The sequence below is a fragment of the Flavobacterium enshiense genome (genome assembly GCF_022836875.1).
Lineage (GTDB): Bacteria > Bacteroidota > Bacteroidia > Flavobacteriales > Flavobacteriaceae > Flavobacterium > Flavobacterium enshiense_A.
This window is the reverse complement of record NZ_CP090376.1, coordinates 2,092,426-2,111,254: the sequence shown is the minus strand read 5'-3', so window position 1 is coordinate 2,111,254 and position 18,829 is coordinate 2,092,426. Positions and strand designations below refer to the sequence as shown.

Sequence of the window (18,829 nt, the reverse complement as noted above, 5' to 3'; positions counted from 1 at the left end):
AATAAAGGGTAATGGTAAAGCAATTCAGGAATCGCTATTTTTGCACTGTTAAAAAAAAATAATCTTTAAAAACCGATACATTATGTCATTAGTTGGAAAAAAATTCCCGAACATTACAGTAGATGCTATTTCAGAAATGGGTGATAACTTAAGAATCAACATTCTTGAAGAAGCAACAAAAAACAATAAAAAAGTATTATTATTCTGGTATCCGAAAGATTTCACATTCGTTTGTCCAACAGAATTACACGCTTTCCAGGCTGCTTTACCTGAGTTCAATGCAAAAAACACTATCGTAATCGGTGCTTCTTGTGATACTAACGAAGTACACTTTGCTTGGCTAAATACAGCCAAAGACAACGGTGGTATCGAAGGTGTTACTTACCCTTTATTAGCTGATACTACAAGAAACTTATCTACTGCTTTAGGAATTTTAGATGCTGAAGAAGTATTCAACGAAGAAACAGGAGATTATTTAATCGAAGGTTCAAACGTTCCTTACAGAGCTACTTACCTGATTGATGAGACTGGAAAAATTTTCCACGAAAGCGTAAACGACATGCCACTAGGAAGAAATGTTGGTGAGTACTTACGTTTAATCGACGCTTACACTCACGTTCAGACTAAAGGTGAAGTTTGTCCTGCAAACTGGGAAAACGGAAAAGAAGCTATGACAGCTGACAGATTAAGTACTGCTGCTTACTTAAGCAAAAACTAATCAGTAAAACCTATACAAAACTCCAAATTCCAATAAAAATTGGGATTTGGAGTTTTAATTAAAAAATCAAAAACGCCATGTTAATAGAATTAAACGAAGACACGCTTCAAAATATAGTTGATACAAACGAAAAAGTGGTAGTACAATTTTCTGCCTCATGGTGCGGGAACTGCCGAATCATGAAACCGAAGTTCAAAAAACTTTCAACTGAAAATGAAAATATTGCTTTTGTTTTAGTCGATGCTGAAAATTCTCCGGAATCAAGAAAATTAGCAAATGTTTCCAACCTTCCAACATTTGCAACTTTCGTAAACGGGAAACTGGTAAACGAAACGCAGACCAACAAAGCGGAAGTTTTGACCGAACTGGTTAACGAAATTGTATAATTATGAAGTTACCGGTAATAAAACAACTGACTCAGTTTATTGAAGAAAACGATCAGGATTACATTGTAGAAACCATCGAAGTATTGGAAGCCTTAACGGAAGTTCCGTCGTTAAAAGATGAAGAACTGGACGTTATCGGAGAATTACTTTCCAATATGTATGGAGCACTGGAAGTAAACAAAATGATAAAGGACGGAACCGATAAAAAAGAAGCATTAAATACTTTCATGCAACGCGTTTTGGGTTCTATCGACAAATAATATTTTTAATACCAAAGCCCTTCTTTTGACAAGAAAGGCTTTTTTAGTATCCAAAATAGCGATTTGAATTATAAATTATCCTCCACAAATTGCTTACAATACATTTTTATTTCCCCGCGAACTAACCGGAACTGGTTCAAAATTTCTTCTTCATTTCCTATAGCTTTGGCAGGATCCGTAAAATTGTGATGAAATTTCACTGCATTGCTTGGGAAAAACGGACAGCGTTCTTTTGCATTATCACAAACGGTGATTACAAAATCAAACGGGATCCCGTAATACTCATTAATATTATTTGAAGTATGATTGGAAATATCAATTCCGTCTTCCTTCATGATTGCCACAGCCTTCGGATTAACACCGTGAGTTTCTACCCCGGCACTGTAAACATCTGCTTTCTCTTTTGAAAAGTAACGCAGATACCCTTCAGCTATCTGACTTCTGCAACTGTTACCGGTGCAAAGGACTAAAATGTTTTTTTTCATCATCCTAAACAAATAACCAAACCATATTGATGATGCAGAATTTTGGGTCGAAGCCAAAAATAAGCTGAAGTACAATAACTGAAGTAGTTATTATGATAGGCTTTTTATACTTTAAAATCTTTTCTTTCATTTTAATTTGAGATTATTATTAGCAACATGATGAATTTGGCGTGCAACATGATGATTGTTCCTGCAAATCTTTTAAAGAAACTTTCATCTTTTCTTTCGGTACACCGCATTGGTCCTGCGCTAAACAGGCCGTTTTCTTAACAACCAAAACAAAATCGGTTCCGTTAAAATCCAAATCATACTTTCCTATGGTTGTGGATTGGTATTCCACTTCGATTTCATTATCATCAATATTCAATATTCTTTCCGATAATTCGATGATGTGTGACAGCTTTTGCGGTTTTAATCGATGCTCATAATCATTGGCATCCCACAGCTGAAAATTCACTACGGTTTCTTTTCGAACCGTTCCTCCGCAGTCGATAAAATTCTTGGTAATCTCCCCTATTTCTGTCACGTGAAAATGCTCCGGAACGAAACTTCCGTCAGGCAATTTAAAGTTTACCGTTTCAACTGTTTTCAAAACTTCTTTAATTTCTGATAGTCTCATAATTACAGTATTTTATATTAACAACATTTCATTATTAGATTATTCGATATTCCTGAAAAATAATTTTCCAGTTTTTTCATAGTGTCCGGATTTAAGCAATAACAAATCGCTGTACCTTCGATGTTTCCCTTAATAATCCCAACACTTTTCAATTCCTTCAGATGCTGGGAAACTGTAGGTTGTGCCAAGGGTAATTCATTTACGATATCACCGCAAATACAGGAATCCACTTTTAGCAGATACTCAATTATGGCCACTCTTGCCGGATGCGAAATAGCTTTAAACAATGACGCCATTTCATTTTGCTGCTCCGAAAAGAATTCTGATTTTGAAGCTCCCATTTGATATATTTTTATATTGCAATATTACAATAAACAAATGAAATAAAAAAGCAATTCGCCAAAAAACCAATTCTAAAATAAATTCATTACTTTTGAAACTCTAAAAAAACAGAATTATGGCTCAGATAAAATTGAAAGGAAACCCAGTAAACACAACGGGTTCATTACCTCAGGTAGGTACACCTGCATTAGACTTCACTTTAGTAAAAACTGATTTATCAACGGTTTCATTAACCGATTTCAAAGGAAGTAAATTGGTTTTAAATATATTCCCAAGTATTGATACAAGCACTTGTGCTACTTCGGTTCGTAAATTCAATGAAACAGCAAGCAACTTAACAAACACGAAAGTATTATGTATTTCTCGCGACTTACCATTTGCTCAAAATCGTTTTTGTGGAGCTGAAGGTTTGGAAAATGTGGTTAACCTATCAGATTTCAGAGACGGATCTTTCGGAGAAACATACGGATTAACCATTACTGATGGCCCATTAACAGGATTACATTCCCGCGTGGTAATCGTTTTGGATGAAAACGGAGTTGTGAAACATGCTGAACAGGTTGAGGATATTGTTGACGAACCAAATTACGAAAAAGCTTTAGCAGCACTTTAATGGAAATAAACAAAGATAACGCCTTTATTTCAGGACGAATAAAAAGTGTTGGATTTGCAGTAAAAGGCGCTATAAAACTGATTACTACCGAGCACAGCGTCATGGTTCAGTCCTCAATTGCTGTGCTTATGATTGCTGCCGGATTTTATTTTAATATCTCACAAACCGAATGGATGTTTCAGATACTCATTTTCGGTTTAGTATTAAGTATTGAAGGTTTAAATACGGCTGTTGAAAAAATGGCCGATTTTATTCATCCCGATTATCATGAAAAAATCGGTTTCATCAAAGATATTGCTGCCGGCGCAGTTTTTTTCGCTGCCATGGCTGCAATCGCAATTGGATTAATCATATATTTACCAAGAATAATCTAATTTAGAAACGATTATCTATTTTTTACCAAATTTTAGTATTCTAAATGGCGAAGACATCAAAAAAAGAAACATCTGAACCAAAATCTAACGACGGAACTCCAAAAACTCCTTGGAAATTAAACCGCAGAAACAAAGTCCTTTTTGGGGCTTTGCTCGTTTTATTTGCAGTCGCTTTACTACTTTCCTTTGTTTCCTATTATATTTATGGAGAATACGACCAAAGTGCAATTGGCTCATTTGCCGACAGAAGCGAAAAAACCTACAACTGGTTAGGGAAATTCGGAGCCTATCTTTCTAATTTCTTTTTATACAAAGGATTTGGGATTTCCTCATTTTTGTTAGTACGCCTTTTCTTTTTAGCCGGGTCGTATCTTTTGGTTGACATTTCATTGGCTAAACTGAAAAGTTCCATTTTCTGGGATATGTTTGCCATGGTAATCATTTCCATTCTTTGCGGTTTCTTTTGGAATTATATCCCGCAATTAGGTGGCGTTATCGGTTATGAAATGAATCTTTTCGCTCAAGATTATATCGGTAAAACAGGAACATTCCTGGCACTTCTTTTTGGAGTTATCGTTTATCTGATATTAAAAATTAAGATTTCCACTGAAGGAATCAAGAACTTCTTCGAAAGCAGAAGCCGATCATTTGAAGAAGAGTTAAACGAAGGGAAAGAAGTTACTAAAAACAATATAAACACCCCTACCCCACTAGTTGCAGATAGTAACGATTTTAATGACATTATAGAGGAGGAAGTTCCGACTTCAAATCCGAGTCTTGATTTTAATGATGCCGAAGACGATGAGATTTTGTCCAATATCGAATTAAAAACAGTTCCTTCAGCATTCGAAATAAACAAGGAAGCTTTAAAACCAACGATCGAACATCCGTCAGAGATCACGCTGAAACCCGTTCCTCCAGTGGCAGTTCAGCATGTTCTTGATACAGCAACCCCTGTAGTTTCGGAAACACCGAAATCAGAAATTATTCATACCGATGACGACAGTTTCACCATAGAGAAAATCGAGGAGGAAACTACCATTGAAGAAAATATGGCAGCCCGATTGGTTCAGGATTTTGGCGAATTTGATCCGACATTAGAGTTATCAAATTACCAATTCCCGTCAATCGATCTTTTAAAAGAATATTCGTCTGGCGGAATTACCATCAATCAGGCTGAATTGGAAGAAAATAAAAACCGAATTGTAGACACGCTGAAAAACTACAACATCGGAATTTCCCAAATCAAGGCCACTGTTGGTCCGACAGTTACCTTATATGAAATCGTTCCGGAAGCCGGTATCCGAATTTCAAAAATCAAAAACCTTGAAGACGATATCGCACTTTCATTAGCGGCGTTAGGCATCCGTATCATTGCCCCTATTCCGGGCAAAGGAACCATTGGTATTGAGGTTCCGAACAACAATCCGACGATGGTGTCGATGAAAAGCGTAATCGCTTCACCGAAATTCCAGACTGCCGAAATGGAATTACCTATTGCTTTGGGTAAAACCATCTCAAATGAAACCTTTGTGGTGGACTTGGCAAAAATGCCACACTTATTGATGGCTGGTGCTACCGGACAAGGTAAATCGGTTGGATTAAATGCCGTTCTTACATCAATATTGTACAAAAAGCACCCTGCCGAAGTAAAATTTGTTTTGGTAGATCCAAAAAAAGTTGAGCTTACCCTTTTCAATAAAATTGAAAGACATTATCTAGCAAAACTTCCGGATGACGGCGATGCTATCATCACGGATAACACCAAAGTAATCTACACTTTGAACTCGCTTTGTATTGAAATGGACAATCGTTATTCTTTACTAAAAGACGCAATGGTACGTAACATTAAGGAGTACAACGAAAAGTTCAAACAAAGAAAACTGAATCCGGAAAACGGACACCGCTTTTTACCATACATCGTTTTGGTTGTCGATGAGTTTGCCGATTTGATTATGACCGCTGGAAAAGAGGTAGAAACCCCGATTGCCCGTTTGGCTCAGTTGGCCCGTGCTATCGGAATTCACCTTATTATTGCAACGCAACGCCCTTCGGTAAACGTAATTACTGGTATGATTAAAGCGAATTTCCCTGCCCGTATTGCCTTCAGGGTAACATCAAAAATCGATTCAAGAACGATTTTGGACACTGGTGGTGCCGATCAGCTAATTGGCCGCGGAGATTTATTGTATACACAAGGTAACGATATCGTTCGTGTACAATGTGCTTTCGTGGATACACCTGAAGTGGAAAAAATCACGGAGTATATCGGATCGCAAAAGGCTTATCCTAACGCTTATCTGCTTCCGGAGTACGTTGGCGAAGAAAGTGGCATAAGTCTTGATATAGATATTTCAGAAAGAGATTCTATGTTCAGGGATGCTGCCGAAATCATTGTTACGGCACAACAGGGTTCTGCGTCGTTACTGCAACGAAAACTAAAACTAGGTTACAACCGCGCCGGCCGACTTATCGATCAGCTTGAAGCCGCCGGAATTGTTGGTCCGTTTGAAGGCAGTAAAGCAAGAAGCGTTAATATTCCTGACCTGGTAGCTCTGGAGCATTTTTTCGCTAACGAACAAAACAATATGTAAATGAAATCGAAAATACACCTATATAACAATACTCCCCTATTTCTTGGCAAAACCATGATTGCGCTTGTTTTTGCTTTATTTATGTGGATTCCTGTAACCGCTCAGAATTCTCAAAAAGCCAAAGAACTATTGGACGATGTTACAGCCAAAGTAAAAAGTTATGATAATATCGTAATTAACTTCAGCTATTCTGTACAGAATTTAAAGCAGAACATCGATCAGGAAAGCAAAGGGAATGTTACCCTGAAAGGAAATCAATATGTTCTGAATTTCATGGGGGTAACCAAAATTTTTGACGGAAAGAAGAATTATACCATTGTACCGGAAGACGAAGAAATCACGATTTCCAAACACGATGATAATGACCCAAACACTTTGACCCCGGCTAAAATGCTCACTTTCTTCAATTCGGGATTCAAATATTCATGGGATATTTTACAGAACATCAAAGGAAGACAAATTCAATATGTAAAGTTAGTTCCGATAAACCCAAAAGACAACCGAAAAGAAATTTTACTAGGAATAGACGCACAGACAAAAAACATTTATAATTTAATTGAAATGAATAAAAATGGCTCTAAAACCACGATTGTAGTTAATTCTTTTAAAACAAATCAACCTATTTCGAAAAATCATTTTACCTTTACCCAGAGTAAATATCCTAATTACTACATCAATAATTTAGACTAGATTTCGGGTGAAAATTTTAGATCGTTACATTCTTAAATCGTTCCTAACTACATTTACTTCGGTATTTGTAATTCTTTTTTTTATATTCATTTTACAGGGAATCTGGCTGTTCATATCCGAATTGGCCGGTAAAAACCTCGATTACATGGTAGTTGTAAAATTCCTTGTTTTTTATTCGCCAAAAATCGTTCCTTTAGTTTTACCGCTTTCGATATTACTGGCTTCCATTATGACTTTCGGAAGTTTTGCCGAAAATTATGAATTTGCTGCTATGAAATCGGCAGGTATTTCTTTGGGAAGAGCCATGAAAGCATTGACTGTTTTCATCCTTTTACTGAGTTTTGCCGCATTCTTTTTTGCCAATACCGTAATCCCAAAGGCCGAATATAAATTCATCAATCTTCGAAAAGACATTCTACAGACCAAACCAGCCATGGCAATTGCCGAAGGACAGTTCAACACCATTGGAAATTCCAACATCAAAGTAGATAAAAAAGCTGGAGAAAATGGTGAATTATTGGAAGGCGTGACCATGCACATTAAATCTGCCCAAGGTTTTGGAAATAAGACAGTCATAAAAGCCAAAAGAGGTGTTCTTAAAAGCGAAGAAGGCTCAAACATCCTCAAGCTGGATTTGATTGACGGCTATTATTATGAGGACGTTTATCCTAAAAAACACGAAGAACAACAAAGACTTCCTTTCGCCAAAGCTACATTTAAAAAATACACAATCAATATCGACCTTACCAGTTTAAACAAGAAAGAAACGGAAGGTGAAATCGCTAACACCAATACGATGTTGAACGTGAGTGAATTGAATTTTACTATCGATTCACTTCAGAAAAACTATAAAAAAGATGTTATTTCGTTTACAGAAAATATCTCTCAAGGCATTGAATTTACATTAAGACCGAAGCATTATACTTCTCCAGGAAAATTTAAAAGCACAGACGATGTCCTGGCTTCTTTTACACCATACCAAAGAAGCCAAATTTTCGAAACGGCGTTGAATAATATTTCCAGCACTGATTTTTCAATTCAAAACAACAAAAACGATTTGTTTGAAAAGAAAAAGAACATAAACAAACACTGGATTGCACTGCACGATAAGTTCGTTGTTGCGTTCTCCTGTCTTCTTATGTTCTTTATCGGAGCGCCTTTGGGCGCCATCATCCGAAAAGGAGGATTGGGATTACCGATAGTTTTTGCGGTATTGATATTTATCATCTTCCATTTCATCAATACTTTCGGAAAAAAAGTGGCTCAGGAGAACGGTATTCCTCCATTTTTGGGTTGTTGGTTGTCCTCGATGGTCTTATCCCCATTGGCAATATCATTAACTTACCGGGCTACCAACGATATTGGCGTAATGGTTAATTTTGACTGGATCACAGAACCTGTCCAAAAATTAATAAACAGAGTATTAAACAACACTGAAAAAACAGATCTCGAAGACCAAAGAGATGAAATAAACGAAAACTAAAATGTCAACTACTGAAAAAATACAACTCAACACTATTGAAGAAGCAATAGAAGATATCCGCCAGGGGAAAGTAATCATTGTAGTAGATGATGAAGACCGTGAAAATGAAGGCGATTTTTTAGCTGCTGCGGATAAAGTTACGCCGGAAATGATCAATTTTATGGCAACACACGGAAAAGGTCTTATTTGTACGCCTTTAACCGAAAAACGCTGTAAAGAACTTGATTTACATGTGATGGTGGGTAATAATACCGATCCTATGCAAACCGCTTTCACAGTTTCTGTTGATTTAAGAGGCAACGGAGTAACTACCGGTATTTCTGCAGCTGACAGATCCAAAACAGTTGAAGCATTGGTAAATCCGAACACAAAGCCTTTCGAATTAGGGCGCCCTGGACACATTTTCCCTTTAATTGCAAAAGAAGGAGGCGTTTTGAGAAGGACAGGCCACACGGAAGCTGCTATTGATTTTGCACGTTTGGCCGGATTCCGTCCTGCGGGAGTTATTTGTGAAATCATGAACGATGACGGTACGATGGCGCGTTTACCTCAATTAGTTGAAGTAGCTAAGAAATTAGATCTGAAACTGGTTTCCATTGAAGATCTAGTGGCTTACAGAATGCAGCACGACAGTCTTATCCACAAAAAAGAAGATTTTGAAATACATACCCGTTTTGGGGAGTTTCGTTTGCGTGCTTATTTGCAGATTACTAACAAACAGGTTCATATTGCATTGACCAAAGGAAGCTGGAGTGCGGGTGAACCAATTTTAACGCGTATCAATTCCACGCACATCAATAACGATATATTAGGGACACTGACAAACGACGATGCCGACAAAAAACTGGACGATATGTTCAAACGTATCAACGAAGAAGGAAAAGGCGCTATTTTGTTTATAAACCACCAAAGTCAGGCTTCTGACCTACTTAGTCGTTTATCAGAATTAAAAGGATTGCAAGAAAAAGGTGTTCACAAAGCGCCGCAAATTAAGATCGATATAAAAGATTTTGGAATCGGTGCACAGATTTTACACGATTTGGACATTTCAAAAATCCGATTATTGACCAATTCGGCACAAACAAAACGTGTCGGAATGATTGGATACGGACTTGAAATTACAGAATACACAAGTTTTTAAAAAAATATTTTTAACTTTTTTTATTTTGTAAAACAAACGAAATGAAGCAGTTAAAAAAAGATTGAAATTTATTTCATTTTTTTATCCGAAAAAGGTTTGCAGAAATAAAAAAACCGTCTATATTTGCACTCGCAATACGGAAGTAAAGCGAGACATACTGGAGAAATGGCAGAGTGGTCGATTGCGGCAGTCTTGAAAACTGTTGACTGTAACAGGTCCGGGGGTTCGAATCCCTCTTTCTCCGCAAAAAATTAAAGCACCTCAAAGAGGTGCTTTTTTTGTTGATAATACAGCCGAAAAAGTATAAATTTTAGTCACTTATCTATTTTGTTGCTTCTTACCTTTTGTGCCTTAGAAATTCAACTATTACGTTTTATTAATTAAATCAAACCGTTTTTCCTGACGTTCTTTAACGATTTTTAGATTTTCAATTAAAAAACAATCTGAATTCAAAAAAAACTTTTGATTCAAATCTACAACAAACACATATAACTAGCCAAAAAACAGTAGATTACAAACATAAAGGATGAAAAAATTGATTATCTTTAATAAAATTTGTAGTCATGAAAATCTCTGTAATCATAATTGTAGCGGTTGTCATTGTTTCATTATTATTGGTGGCATATCTAATTATACGAAATGAAAAGGACAGAAAAGAATTGGAAAATTTCTTAAATAATGATTATAAAAAACCAGAAGAATCTGAATTTAATGATGGTGGGAAGAAGGATTAATGCAGTTACCGTATTGAATCCAAATCATCTACAGGTGATTAACAATACTGGAAGCACCACGAAAAAGCATTGAATAAAAATTACCGGTATCCAAAAGAACAAATCGTTCAATGCTATTAACGTTCCGGTTCCACCCATCAATAAATATTATTTTCGCTGCAAAAATTAAAGTATCTTATCTTAAAGAGGTACTTTTTTCATTTAAAGGTTCTTCTTATTTTTACCGTCAAATAAACCTCGATAGGGAACAAATGAAAAAGCAAAAACAAGTTTAGGATAACCTTAAAACTAAACTTGTTTCTAATATACCTAGAACGATTTAAAATGGAAGGCATAACACTCGGTTTAAAAGAAAATTGGAAACAATTTACCGTTTTGGTTATTATTAATGCTTTTGTTGGTGGTATGATCGGGATGGAACGATCCATCTTCCCAGAATTCGCCCATAGTGAATTTGGCATAGCCTCTAAAACAGCCATACTTTCCTTTATAACGGCTTTCGGGATTACAAAGGCACTCACGAATTATTTTACCGGAAAACTGGCAAATAGGTATGGACGCAAAAATCTTTTATTATTCGGTTGGTTAATCGCCATACCAATCCCTTTTTTACTGATTTATGCCCCAAGTTGGGGTTGGGTAATTTTTGCAAACGTGCTTTTAGGAATCAGTCAAGGGTTAACCTGGAGCAGCACTGTTGTTATGAAAATAGACCTTGTCGGAGAAAAAGACCGAGGCCTTGCTATGGGACTCAATGAATTCGCAGGCTATTTCGCTGTGGGGCTCGTCGCTTTCTTAACCGGTTATATTGCGAATAAATATGGCATTACCCCCTACCCTTTTTACATTGGGATTGCAATTTCTGTAATCGGTTTTCTGTTAACCGCTTTATGGGTAAAAGACACCAGAATTTTTGTCCACAAAGAGAGTACAACCGACACTACGGCACACTTAGACAATGTATTTATCGAAACCACTTTCAAAAACAAAACTTTAAGCTCAGTTACTCAGGCCGGATTGATCAACAACCTTAACGATGGTATGATTTGGGGATTACTACCAATCGTTCTTGTTTCCCTACAATATAATACCGAGAATATTGGGATAATTACAGCTATTTATCCTACTGTTTGGGGAATAGGGCAACTTTTTACAGGTAAAATGTCAGACCATTATTCTAAAAAAGCTATGCTGTTTTGGGGAATGTTGTTACAGGGAATAGCTATTCTGATTCTTCCATACAGCAGTAGCTTTGTGGTTTTAGCTACACTTTCGGCATTTTTGGGATTAGGAACTGCTTTAGTGTATCCAACGTTCTTATCCACTATTGCTCAGGCCACCAGTCCGAAACAACGAGCGGAAAGCATCGGTACATTCCGACTCTGGAGAGATCTGGGTTATGCCTTTGGCGCAATAATATCAGGTATCATGGCTGATTTGTTCGGAATTGAATATGCCATTCTTTTTATTGGGGCACTTACAATTGTTTCGTCGTTAATAATTCAATTTCGCATGCCTGAGAAATTGAAAACACAAAAGAAGGCATTGAGAAACAGATAAGCAGCATAGTCCTAAAATATTATTTTTCGCAATCTGAGTAATCACTTACTACTGATTAAGTGTATTTTTCTTAACTTTAAATTCCTTTTTAAGTACTGACTGTCAATTACATTCAAATAAAATTGGAGATTATGAAAAATAAGACTTATTTGATTTTTGCAATACTCAGCATCTCAATTATCTCTATCCTTTGCGGTTATACTAAATTTACTGTTCCAAAAGATAAAATGGGTGAAATGAATTGTACAGAAAACCCAACAACTTTGAGAACATCATTATTTGAGCCAACAATCGAAAATAAATACATTCCTTCCACAAATAAAACTCCGAAAGGAATGGTATGGATACCTGGAGGCGAATTCTCAATGGGCAGTAATATTGAAGATGAAAGTTTATGCAGTTTAAAGGGAGTTACAAAAGATGCTTCACCAATACATCGGGTATATATCGACGGATTTTACATGGACAAAACCGAAGTTACTAATGAAGAATATGAAAAATTTGTAAAAGCAACCGGCTATGTCACCGTAGCAGAACAAAAACCAACCAAAGAAGAATTTCCTACCGCTGCCGAGGAAGATTTAATTACAGGTTCTGTTGTTTTTACTCCGACACCTACCGCAGTAAATCTAGATAATTTCCTTCAATGGTGGAGTTATGTTGGCAAAGCCGACTGGAAACACCCTGAAGGCCCGGGAAGCTCTATAAAAGGAAGAGAGAAATATCCTGTTGTTCACATAGCTTATGAAGATGCATTGGCATATGCTACATGGGCAGGTAAAAGACTGCCAACAGAAGCAGAATGGGAATTTGCCGCCAGAGGTGGAAAAACCGGCAACTTATATACTTGGGGAAATACACTGAAACCAAACGGAAAGTTTCAAGCCAACATATACCAAGGTCGTTTTCCGGTTAAAGAAGGTGATACCGGAGAAGATGGTTTTAAAGGAATCGCTCCAACTGCACAATTTACACCAAATACATACGGCTTATACGACATGGCCGGAAATGTTTGGGAATGGACAAATGACTGGTACAGTAACGACTATTATCAATACCTGAGCACAAAAGAAAAAGTATCAAAAAATCCTCAAGGGCCCATCGCCAGCAATGATCCTTCTGAACCGGATCAAAAGAAAAAAGTGCATCGTGGCGGATCATTTTTATGTACCGACCAATATTGTACCCGTTACATGGTAGGAACAAGAGGGAAAGGCGAAGTGCGCTCAGCTGCAAACCATTTAGGTTTTAGATGTGTCAAAAGCAAGTAAATAATATTTGCATCCTATTTTTCAAGAGCCTATTCAAATTTCAATTCGAATTTCAATTCGAATTTCATTATCTAACTCAATCGAATCCAATACAAGATAATGGCCCCGACTTTCAGGGCCATGAATAACATCATTTCTTTAGTCTTCTACCGCAATTTCAAATTCCATAGGATCCAAAATTTCCACTCCATTCCCTCTTTCCAATTTAGATGCTTTGACAGCATTAAATTTCTCCAATTGTTCAAGACTTCCTTCTTCCCCGCTGAAATAAGGAAAAACATCTAAAATCGGAGATTCCGAAATAGCCGGTATCGTATACTCCCCCATGGTGTTTTTCATTGCATAAGTAGTATTATCGAAAGCTTCTTTAATATCATTGGCCTGCACCAGTAAATACAGATTTGTTTTTCGTTCTTTCCCGCTTTCTTCATCATAAGCCAGCAAGGAAACTTTTGACTTAAACCATCTGTCTGTATTTTCGAAAGGATGTATTTCTGAATAATTAGCCACTTTTATATTCGTGATTTTAAACTCTTCACTAACATAAGCTGACATCTCCTGATTGATTCTTGTTTCTGCTTCTGTATAAGATAAAGCATCTACCAAGTAAGGTTCTGTAGTGACTTTTTGTACTCCATTTTCATCTGTCTTTCTGTATTTTACCTTGCATTCATACCAAATTGTGCTCATCTTTTTATTTTTTTTAATGGGTGTCAAAGATAAATTTTAAGAGCAAAAAATTTCATCTCTCACAAAATAGATATTCACAATTTTGGAATGAAAGTGAACACATGCTTGTTCCAATTTTTGAAGACCATAATACAAAAATTAAAGATATGGTTGGCTTTTAATACTCTCCAGGAATACTCGAGCGCTATGAAACTTATTTAAAGCGCACAAAGGACTTTACTCTATAAAAACTCAACATAATTTAATTTAAAAAACTGAAATACAGTCAGTTATTTAGACAAAATAGGACCCGAAATTATTTCTGAAATCACTAACTTTGATAGGAAAGCAATTTTTGAAATGATTATTATTTAAACCACTTAGTCATGAAGTCTGCATTATTTTTATTACTAATAGGAGCGTTGTTTTCGACCCAGACAGACAATTTTTCAAAGAAACGTGGAGAAATGGTGAAGAATCAGATACAAAACAGGGGCGTAAAAGATGCTGCAGTGCTTGATGCAATGCGAAAAGTACCACGCCATCGCTTTGTTCCATCTGATAAAGTTTCGGATGCTTATGGAGATGGTCCATTACCTATTGGTTATGGTCAAACCATATCCCAACCATATATAGTTGCGTATATGACAGAAATAATAAATCCGAAACCTGCTCACCGCGTGCTTGAAATTGGCACGGGATCAGGCTATCAGGCAGCAGTACTGTCTGAAATTGTAAGTAAAGTTTACACCGTTGAGATTGTTGATGAATTGAGCAAACAGGCGGCCAGCCGTCTTTCCAATTTGAACTATAAAAATGTGCATGTTAAAACCGCTGACGGATATTATGGCTGGAAAGAACATGCTCCTTATGATGCCATTGTTGTTACAGCTGCTGCAGAACATATTCCGCCACCATTAATTGAACAGCTCAAAGAAGGAGGGAAAATGATTATTCCGGTAGGATCGCCTTTTATGGTTCAGGAACTTATGTTAATAGAAAAGTCCAAGGGAAAGATTCGGACATCGGCAAAGATGCCTGTGCGGTTTGTTCCTTTTACAAGAAAATAAATGAAAGAAATGTTCAACTATCCCAGCCGCCTTCTTGCAGCCACGGGGTTGCTATCGATTGCTCTGATTGCATACCAGATTGCCATCATACAGGTGTTATCGTTCACACAATGGCATCATTATGCATATATGGTTATTTCTATAGCATTACTGGGATTTGGTGCTTCAGGTACTTTTCTTTCATTAAAACGCGATGTACTGCTTCGTCAAAGCAAAACGCTACTGCCATTTCTTATGATTCTCAGCGGGGTACTAATGCTTTTACCATTATGGGTTGGTAATAGTGACTTGGTGCGATTTGATTCCTATCTTTTATTCGCGGAACGCAAGCAATGGTTTGCTCTGGTAATTAATTACCTATTATATTTCCTTCCCTTTTTCTGCGGTGCATTAGCACTTGGAATTATTTTTATAGGTAAGGTTTCTCAAATAGGAAAGTTTTATTTTTCCAATCTTATCGGATCGGGTATTGGGGCAGTTATTGCAGCCCTGCTTGCCTGGTATTTTGTACCGGCTTCATTACCGGCTGTTGTTTCAATAATAGCAATAGTTTCAGGAATAATTTTATTTTCAAAGGATAGTCACAAACTGTTGATTGTTTTTGCAGCAGCAGCAACTGCAATATGTTCTTATAGGATTTTATATCCTGTAACCCTTGTCGCATCTGAATACAAAAGCCTGAGCCGCACACTCAATTTGCCGAATGCAACTGTTTTATTGGAAAAAGCCAGTCCTTATGGATTGGTTCAGGTGGTATCCGCAGATGCTTTACGTTATGCACCCGGATTAAGTCTTTCCTTTACAGGGGAAGTCCCTGTTAAAAAGGCAGTCTTTAATAATGGCGACTGGTATGGGCCGTTAATTTCATGGAGTGTAAAAGATACTTTTCATCTTCTTGACTATACTACCAATGCCCTTCCTTATGAATTAAAGAAATTAAATAATGTGTTGACACTTCATTCAGGCACAGGTATGTTTGTTTCTCACGCAATCAGCAGGAATGCCTCTTTCATTGACGCAGTCGAACCTCACTCGGCAATCGCTGGTCTTTTAAAGCATGAACTTGCTTCAGATAATGATTCTCTGTTTTTTCATCCTGCCGTACACCTGCATACCGTTGAGCCGCGTACATTTTTGACTTTCACAAAAAATAAATACAATCTTATTCAGCTTCCGATTATTGGTGACTTCGGTGGAACGTCGGGCTTGCATGCCACACGGGAAGAATATATTCTGACCAAAGAGGCTTTTTTGCAGATGTGGAATTTGCTTGATACTGACGGAATGGTATGTGTAACATCATGGATGGACTATCCTTACCGAAACCCGTTAAAAATTGCGTCAACAATTGCTGAAGTGATGGATGAAATCAAAATTGCCAATCCTGAAATGCATTTAGCTGCCGTGAGAAATTGGGGAACCATCACTTTTATTTTAAAAAAATCCTCCCTAACAGATATTGAAATTGGCAGGATCAGAAAATTTTGCGACCGTTATTATTTCGATCCGGTTCTGCTCCCGGACATTTCCACAGATGAGCGTATGCAGTACAATGGCATGAGCGACCCTACCTTTTTTAAATTCATTGATCAAATTTTATCAGATAAGGTAAAGAGAGAGGAATTTTACAAAGAATATGATTTTCAACTGCAACCCGCAACAGACAACAAACCTTATTTTTCACAGTTTCTTCGCTTAAAAAGTTTACCCAAACTTTCCGCACTGTTTGGATCGGAGTCTGTTCCGTTTATAGAACTGGGATTTATTATATTAGTTTTGACTGTTATTCAGATTTCGCTACTGGCAATATTGCTTATTATTTTACCGCTGTTTAAAATTGGATGGAAAGGCAAAAGCAGGAATTGGACATTTTTATATTTCAGTTGCATTGGTATAGGATATATGTTTCTCGAAATTGTTTTTATGCAAAAATTCATATTGTTTCTGGGCAATCCAGTATATGCAGCCACGTTGGTTATTGGAATTATGATGTTAGGTTCAGGAATCGGTAGTTTGATTTCATCATATTTCCCTATAAACCGTCATACTTTAAAGTTAATCTTATTAATGATCGCGTTACTGCTGTTACTCTATTCATTTTTTCTTCCCTCATTGCTTGAAAATATTTTAGGGCTGCCTGCTTTTCAAAGAATATCAGTATTAATAACTTTGGTTATAATCCCCTCTTTTATAATGGGTTTCCCTTTCCCCATTGGTTTGAAATTACTGTCTCAAATTGAAGAAAAAAATGTCCCATGGGCCTGGGGAGTTAACGGATGCATGTCTGTAATCAGTGCTTCCCTGGCAGCTTTAATAGCCATAGAATCAGGTTTTACGATGGTCATAATACTTGCCTCTTTTGCTTATGCGGTTTCTTTATATTCACTATTGCGATTGAAAATACCATCCAAAACCTAAAGAAACCAACAGATACTTCTGCATAAAAACATACATGTCGAGTGCCGGAATGAAAGAGAGGAATGGAACAAATAATCCGTAAATTAAAATCCTATTCATTACCGCATCCAATTGGATCCCAGCACGATATAGTAACCCCAGCTTTCTGGACCATGAGCAACATCCAATCCCATTCGGAGTTTAAGCTTTCGGGCAATCAGGTATCTGCCACCTAGACCTCCGGAAACCCTCCAAGGCGAATTATCAAAGTCGGACCAATTTTCCAGTGCTTTGGCTGTACCAACAAAACCAACAATACTATACCGGGGAACAACGTCCCAACGCCATTCCGTTTCTGCCAGCGTAGTAACTTCCCCCTGATAACGGACAGCAGGAATGCCTCTCATGTTAATATAAGGTTTAATATAGAATGGAAAATCCCCAAAAACCTGCTGATATTCCACCCGGTAACCGGATATCAGTTTAGGAGTAATCGGTACATAGCCTATTAAAGCCGAATTAACCGATTCATAATTATAATCACTGCCTATAACATCAGATGAGGCGGCAACCAGAGTATTCCAACGAAAACCTTTATCAGGTGTAAAAATATTATCCCTACCGTCATAATCCACCAAAATCCCCAAACGGCTGACTATGCTTTTAATCTCTTTTGGCGTATGAAATTCCGCATTGGTTCTTGCTAATTCGGTATTCAGAAATAAATAACTCAATCCCGCAAACCAATCGCTTCGTCCAAATTGTTTGATTAAATGCCCATTAATCGGAAAACTTCTTAGATTGAATTCAAATGACTTCTCCCCTGCCAATTCTGTTTCTCTATAGAATTTCAGATTCACATCAGCGTAAGCAGTCCCGATTCGATAATTGGCTCTCCATTTCTTTATTACCCCCATCATCATTCCTCCAACAAACCAGGTACCGTTTGCCGTATAAGCTCCACCTGCACCATAAATATTAGGTTTCACCCTGGACTTAACAATATTACCGTTTATCGTATCGGTATAGGGTGTATTCTTATCCACAAATACTCCGAATAAAGCTCCTCCTATTCCTCCCAAAGCAGGCTCAGTAATAAGCATGGGAACAGGAATAAACCCATTAGCTTCTAATACCCAATCACTTAAATCGAGTTTTTGATCTAATGAATCCTTCAATGAGATTTTTTGCTGACTATGAACACAAATTGTAAACAAACCTAAAATTGAAGCAAAGAGAATCTTTTTCATATTGGCGATGTTTAAGCACAACTAATTTACTGAATTTTCCGATATGTTTACGATTAGCATCTCCTAATCAATATTTTAAGTTTTTTATAAATATAAATAGACATTTTTCAATTTCATGTTCCAAATCAATATTATACAATATATAAACTTTACACATAAAATCCTTTGATTAA

The 18,829-nt window shown here is 36.9% G+C and carries 19 protein-coding genes and 1 tRNA gene; 15 read left to right on the top strand and 5 right to left on the bottom strand.

The annotated features are described in order from the left end of the window. Positions 1-82 precede the first annotated feature (82 nt). From LZF87_RS09385 to LZF87_RS09375, 3 genes are all read left to right on the top strand, one after another. Positions 83-718 (top strand): peroxiredoxin, encoded by a 636-nt coding sequence (locus LZF87_RS09385; protein ID WP_244338668.1) that lies wholly within the window; start codon positions 83-85, stop codon positions 716-718. A 77-nt stretch (positions 719-795) separates the two neighbouring features. Next, entirely contained in the window at positions 796-1,104 is a 309-nt protein-coding gene (locus tag LZF87_RS09380) for a thioredoxin family protein (protein ID WP_244338667.1), read from the top strand. A 2-nt stretch (positions 1,105-1,106) separates the two neighbouring features. Then, positions 1,107-1,364: a DUF6952 family protein gene (locus tag LZF87_RS09375; RefSeq protein WP_244338666.1), complete on the top strand. Its 258-nt coding sequence runs from the start codon at positions 1,107-1,109 to the stop codon at positions 1,362-1,364. A 68-nt stretch (positions 1,365-1,432) separates the two neighbouring features. Here LZF87_RS09375 and LZF87_RS09370 read toward each other — a convergent pair whose 3' ends face one another. From LZF87_RS09370 to LZF87_RS09360, 3 genes are all read right to left on the bottom strand, one after another. Then, a complete protein-coding gene (locus LZF87_RS09370) occupies positions 1,433-1,852 on the bottom strand; it encodes an arsenate reductase ArsC (protein ID WP_345945644.1) in 420 nt (139 codons plus the stop codon). Between the two features lie 145 nt (positions 1,853-1,997). Beyond that, positions 1,998-2,468 (bottom strand): DUF6428 family protein, encoded by a 471-nt coding sequence (locus LZF87_RS09365; RefSeq protein WP_244338665.1) that lies wholly within the window; start codon positions 2,466-2,468, stop codon positions 1,998-2,000. A gap of 17 nt (positions 2,469-2,485) precedes the next feature. Continuing rightward, positions 2,486-2,809: an ArsR/SmtB family transcription factor gene (locus LZF87_RS09360; protein ID WP_244338664.1), complete on the bottom strand. Its 324-nt coding sequence runs from the start codon at positions 2,807-2,809 to the stop codon at positions 2,486-2,488. Positions 2,810-2,925: 116 nt separating this feature from the next. On the opposite strand from LZF87_RS09360, the gene tpx reads away from it, so the two are divergent. The 10 genes from tpx to LZF87_RS09310 all read left to right on the top strand — a co-directional run bounded on the left by tpx (position 2,926) and on the right by LZF87_RS09310 (position 13,270). Further along, entirely contained in the window at positions 2,926-3,423 is a 498-nt protein-coding gene (gene tpx / locus LZF87_RS09355; protein WP_244338663.1) for a thiol peroxidase, read from the top strand. Next, positions 3,423-3,797: a diacylglycerol kinase family protein gene (locus LZF87_RS09350; protein WP_244338662.1), complete on the top strand. Its 375-nt coding sequence runs from the start codon at positions 3,423-3,425 to the stop codon at positions 3,795-3,797. Before tpx ends, LZF87_RS09350 begins: the two co-directional genes overlap by 1 nt. Positions 3,798-3,841: 44 nt before the next feature. After that, positions 3,842-6,391: a DNA translocase FtsK gene (locus tag LZF87_RS09345; protein WP_244338661.1), complete on the top strand. Its 2,550-nt coding sequence runs from the start codon at positions 3,842-3,844 to the stop codon at positions 6,389-6,391. After that, entirely contained in the window at positions 6,392-7,081 is a 690-nt protein-coding gene (locus LZF87_RS09340; RefSeq protein WP_413614272.1) for a LolA family protein, read from the top strand. A gap of 7 nt (positions 7,082-7,088) precedes the next feature. Beyond that, positions 7,089-8,564 (top strand): LptF/LptG family permease, encoded by a 1,476-nt coding sequence (locus LZF87_RS09335; protein ID WP_244338660.1) that lies wholly within the window; start codon positions 7,089-7,091, stop codon positions 8,562-8,564. A gap of 1 nt (position 8,565) precedes the next feature. Beyond that, positions 8,566-9,705 (top strand): 3,4-dihydroxy-2-butanone-4-phosphate synthase, encoded by a 1,140-nt coding sequence (ribB, locus tag LZF87_RS09330; protein WP_244338659.1) that lies wholly within the window; start codon positions 8,566-8,568, stop codon positions 9,703-9,705. A 159-nt stretch (positions 9,706-9,864) separates the two neighbouring features. Then, positions 9,865-9,949: transfer RNA gene (locus LZF87_RS09325), tRNA-Ser, on the top strand. Positions 9,950-10,268: 319 nt separating this feature from the next. Then, positions 10,269-10,439 (top strand): hypothetical protein, encoded by a 171-nt coding sequence (locus tag LZF87_RS09320; protein ID WP_244338658.1) that lies wholly within the window; start codon positions 10,269-10,271, stop codon positions 10,437-10,439. A gap of 324 nt (positions 10,440-10,763) precedes the next feature. After that, the gene (locus tag LZF87_RS09315; RefSeq protein WP_244338657.1) at positions 10,764-11,999 is read left to right on the top strand and encodes an MFS transporter; all 1,236 of its coding nucleotides are present in this window, start codon (positions 10,764-10,766) and stop codon (positions 11,997-11,999) included. Positions 12,000-12,130: 131 nt separating this feature from the next. Further along, positions 12,131-13,270, top strand: coding sequence for a formylglycine-generating enzyme family protein (locus tag LZF87_RS09310; protein ID WP_244338656.1), 1,140 nt, complete (start codon positions 12,131-12,133; stop codon positions 13,268-13,270). A 138-nt stretch (positions 13,271-13,408) separates the two neighbouring features. Here LZF87_RS09310 and LZF87_RS09305 read toward each other — a convergent pair whose 3' ends face one another. Next, positions 13,409-13,960, bottom strand: a complete 552-nt coding sequence (locus LZF87_RS09305) for a DUF4494 domain-containing protein (protein WP_244338655.1) — start codon at positions 13,958-13,960, stop codon at positions 13,409-13,411. 365 nt (positions 13,961-14,325) lie between these two features. Here LZF87_RS09305 and LZF87_RS09300 point away from each other — a divergent pair, with 365 nt between their 5' ends. Beyond that, positions 14,326-15,009: a protein-L-isoaspartate(D-aspartate) O-methyltransferase gene (locus tag LZF87_RS09300; protein WP_244338654.1), complete on the top strand. Its 684-nt coding sequence runs from the start codon at positions 14,326-14,328 to the stop codon at positions 15,007-15,009. Then, on the top strand, positions 15,010-17,427 hold the full coding sequence (locus tag LZF87_RS09295) for a hypothetical protein (RefSeq protein ID WP_244338653.1): 2,418 nt from the start codon (positions 15,010-15,012) through the stop codon (positions 17,425-17,427). Positions 17,428-17,525: 98 nt separating this feature from the next. Here LZF87_RS09295 and LZF87_RS09290 read toward each other — a convergent pair whose 3' ends face one another. After that, a complete protein-coding gene (locus tag LZF87_RS09290) occupies positions 17,526-18,656 on the bottom strand; it encodes a hypothetical protein (RefSeq protein WP_244338652.1) in 1,131 nt (376 codons plus the stop codon). Positions 18,657-18,829: the final 173 nt, after the last annotated feature.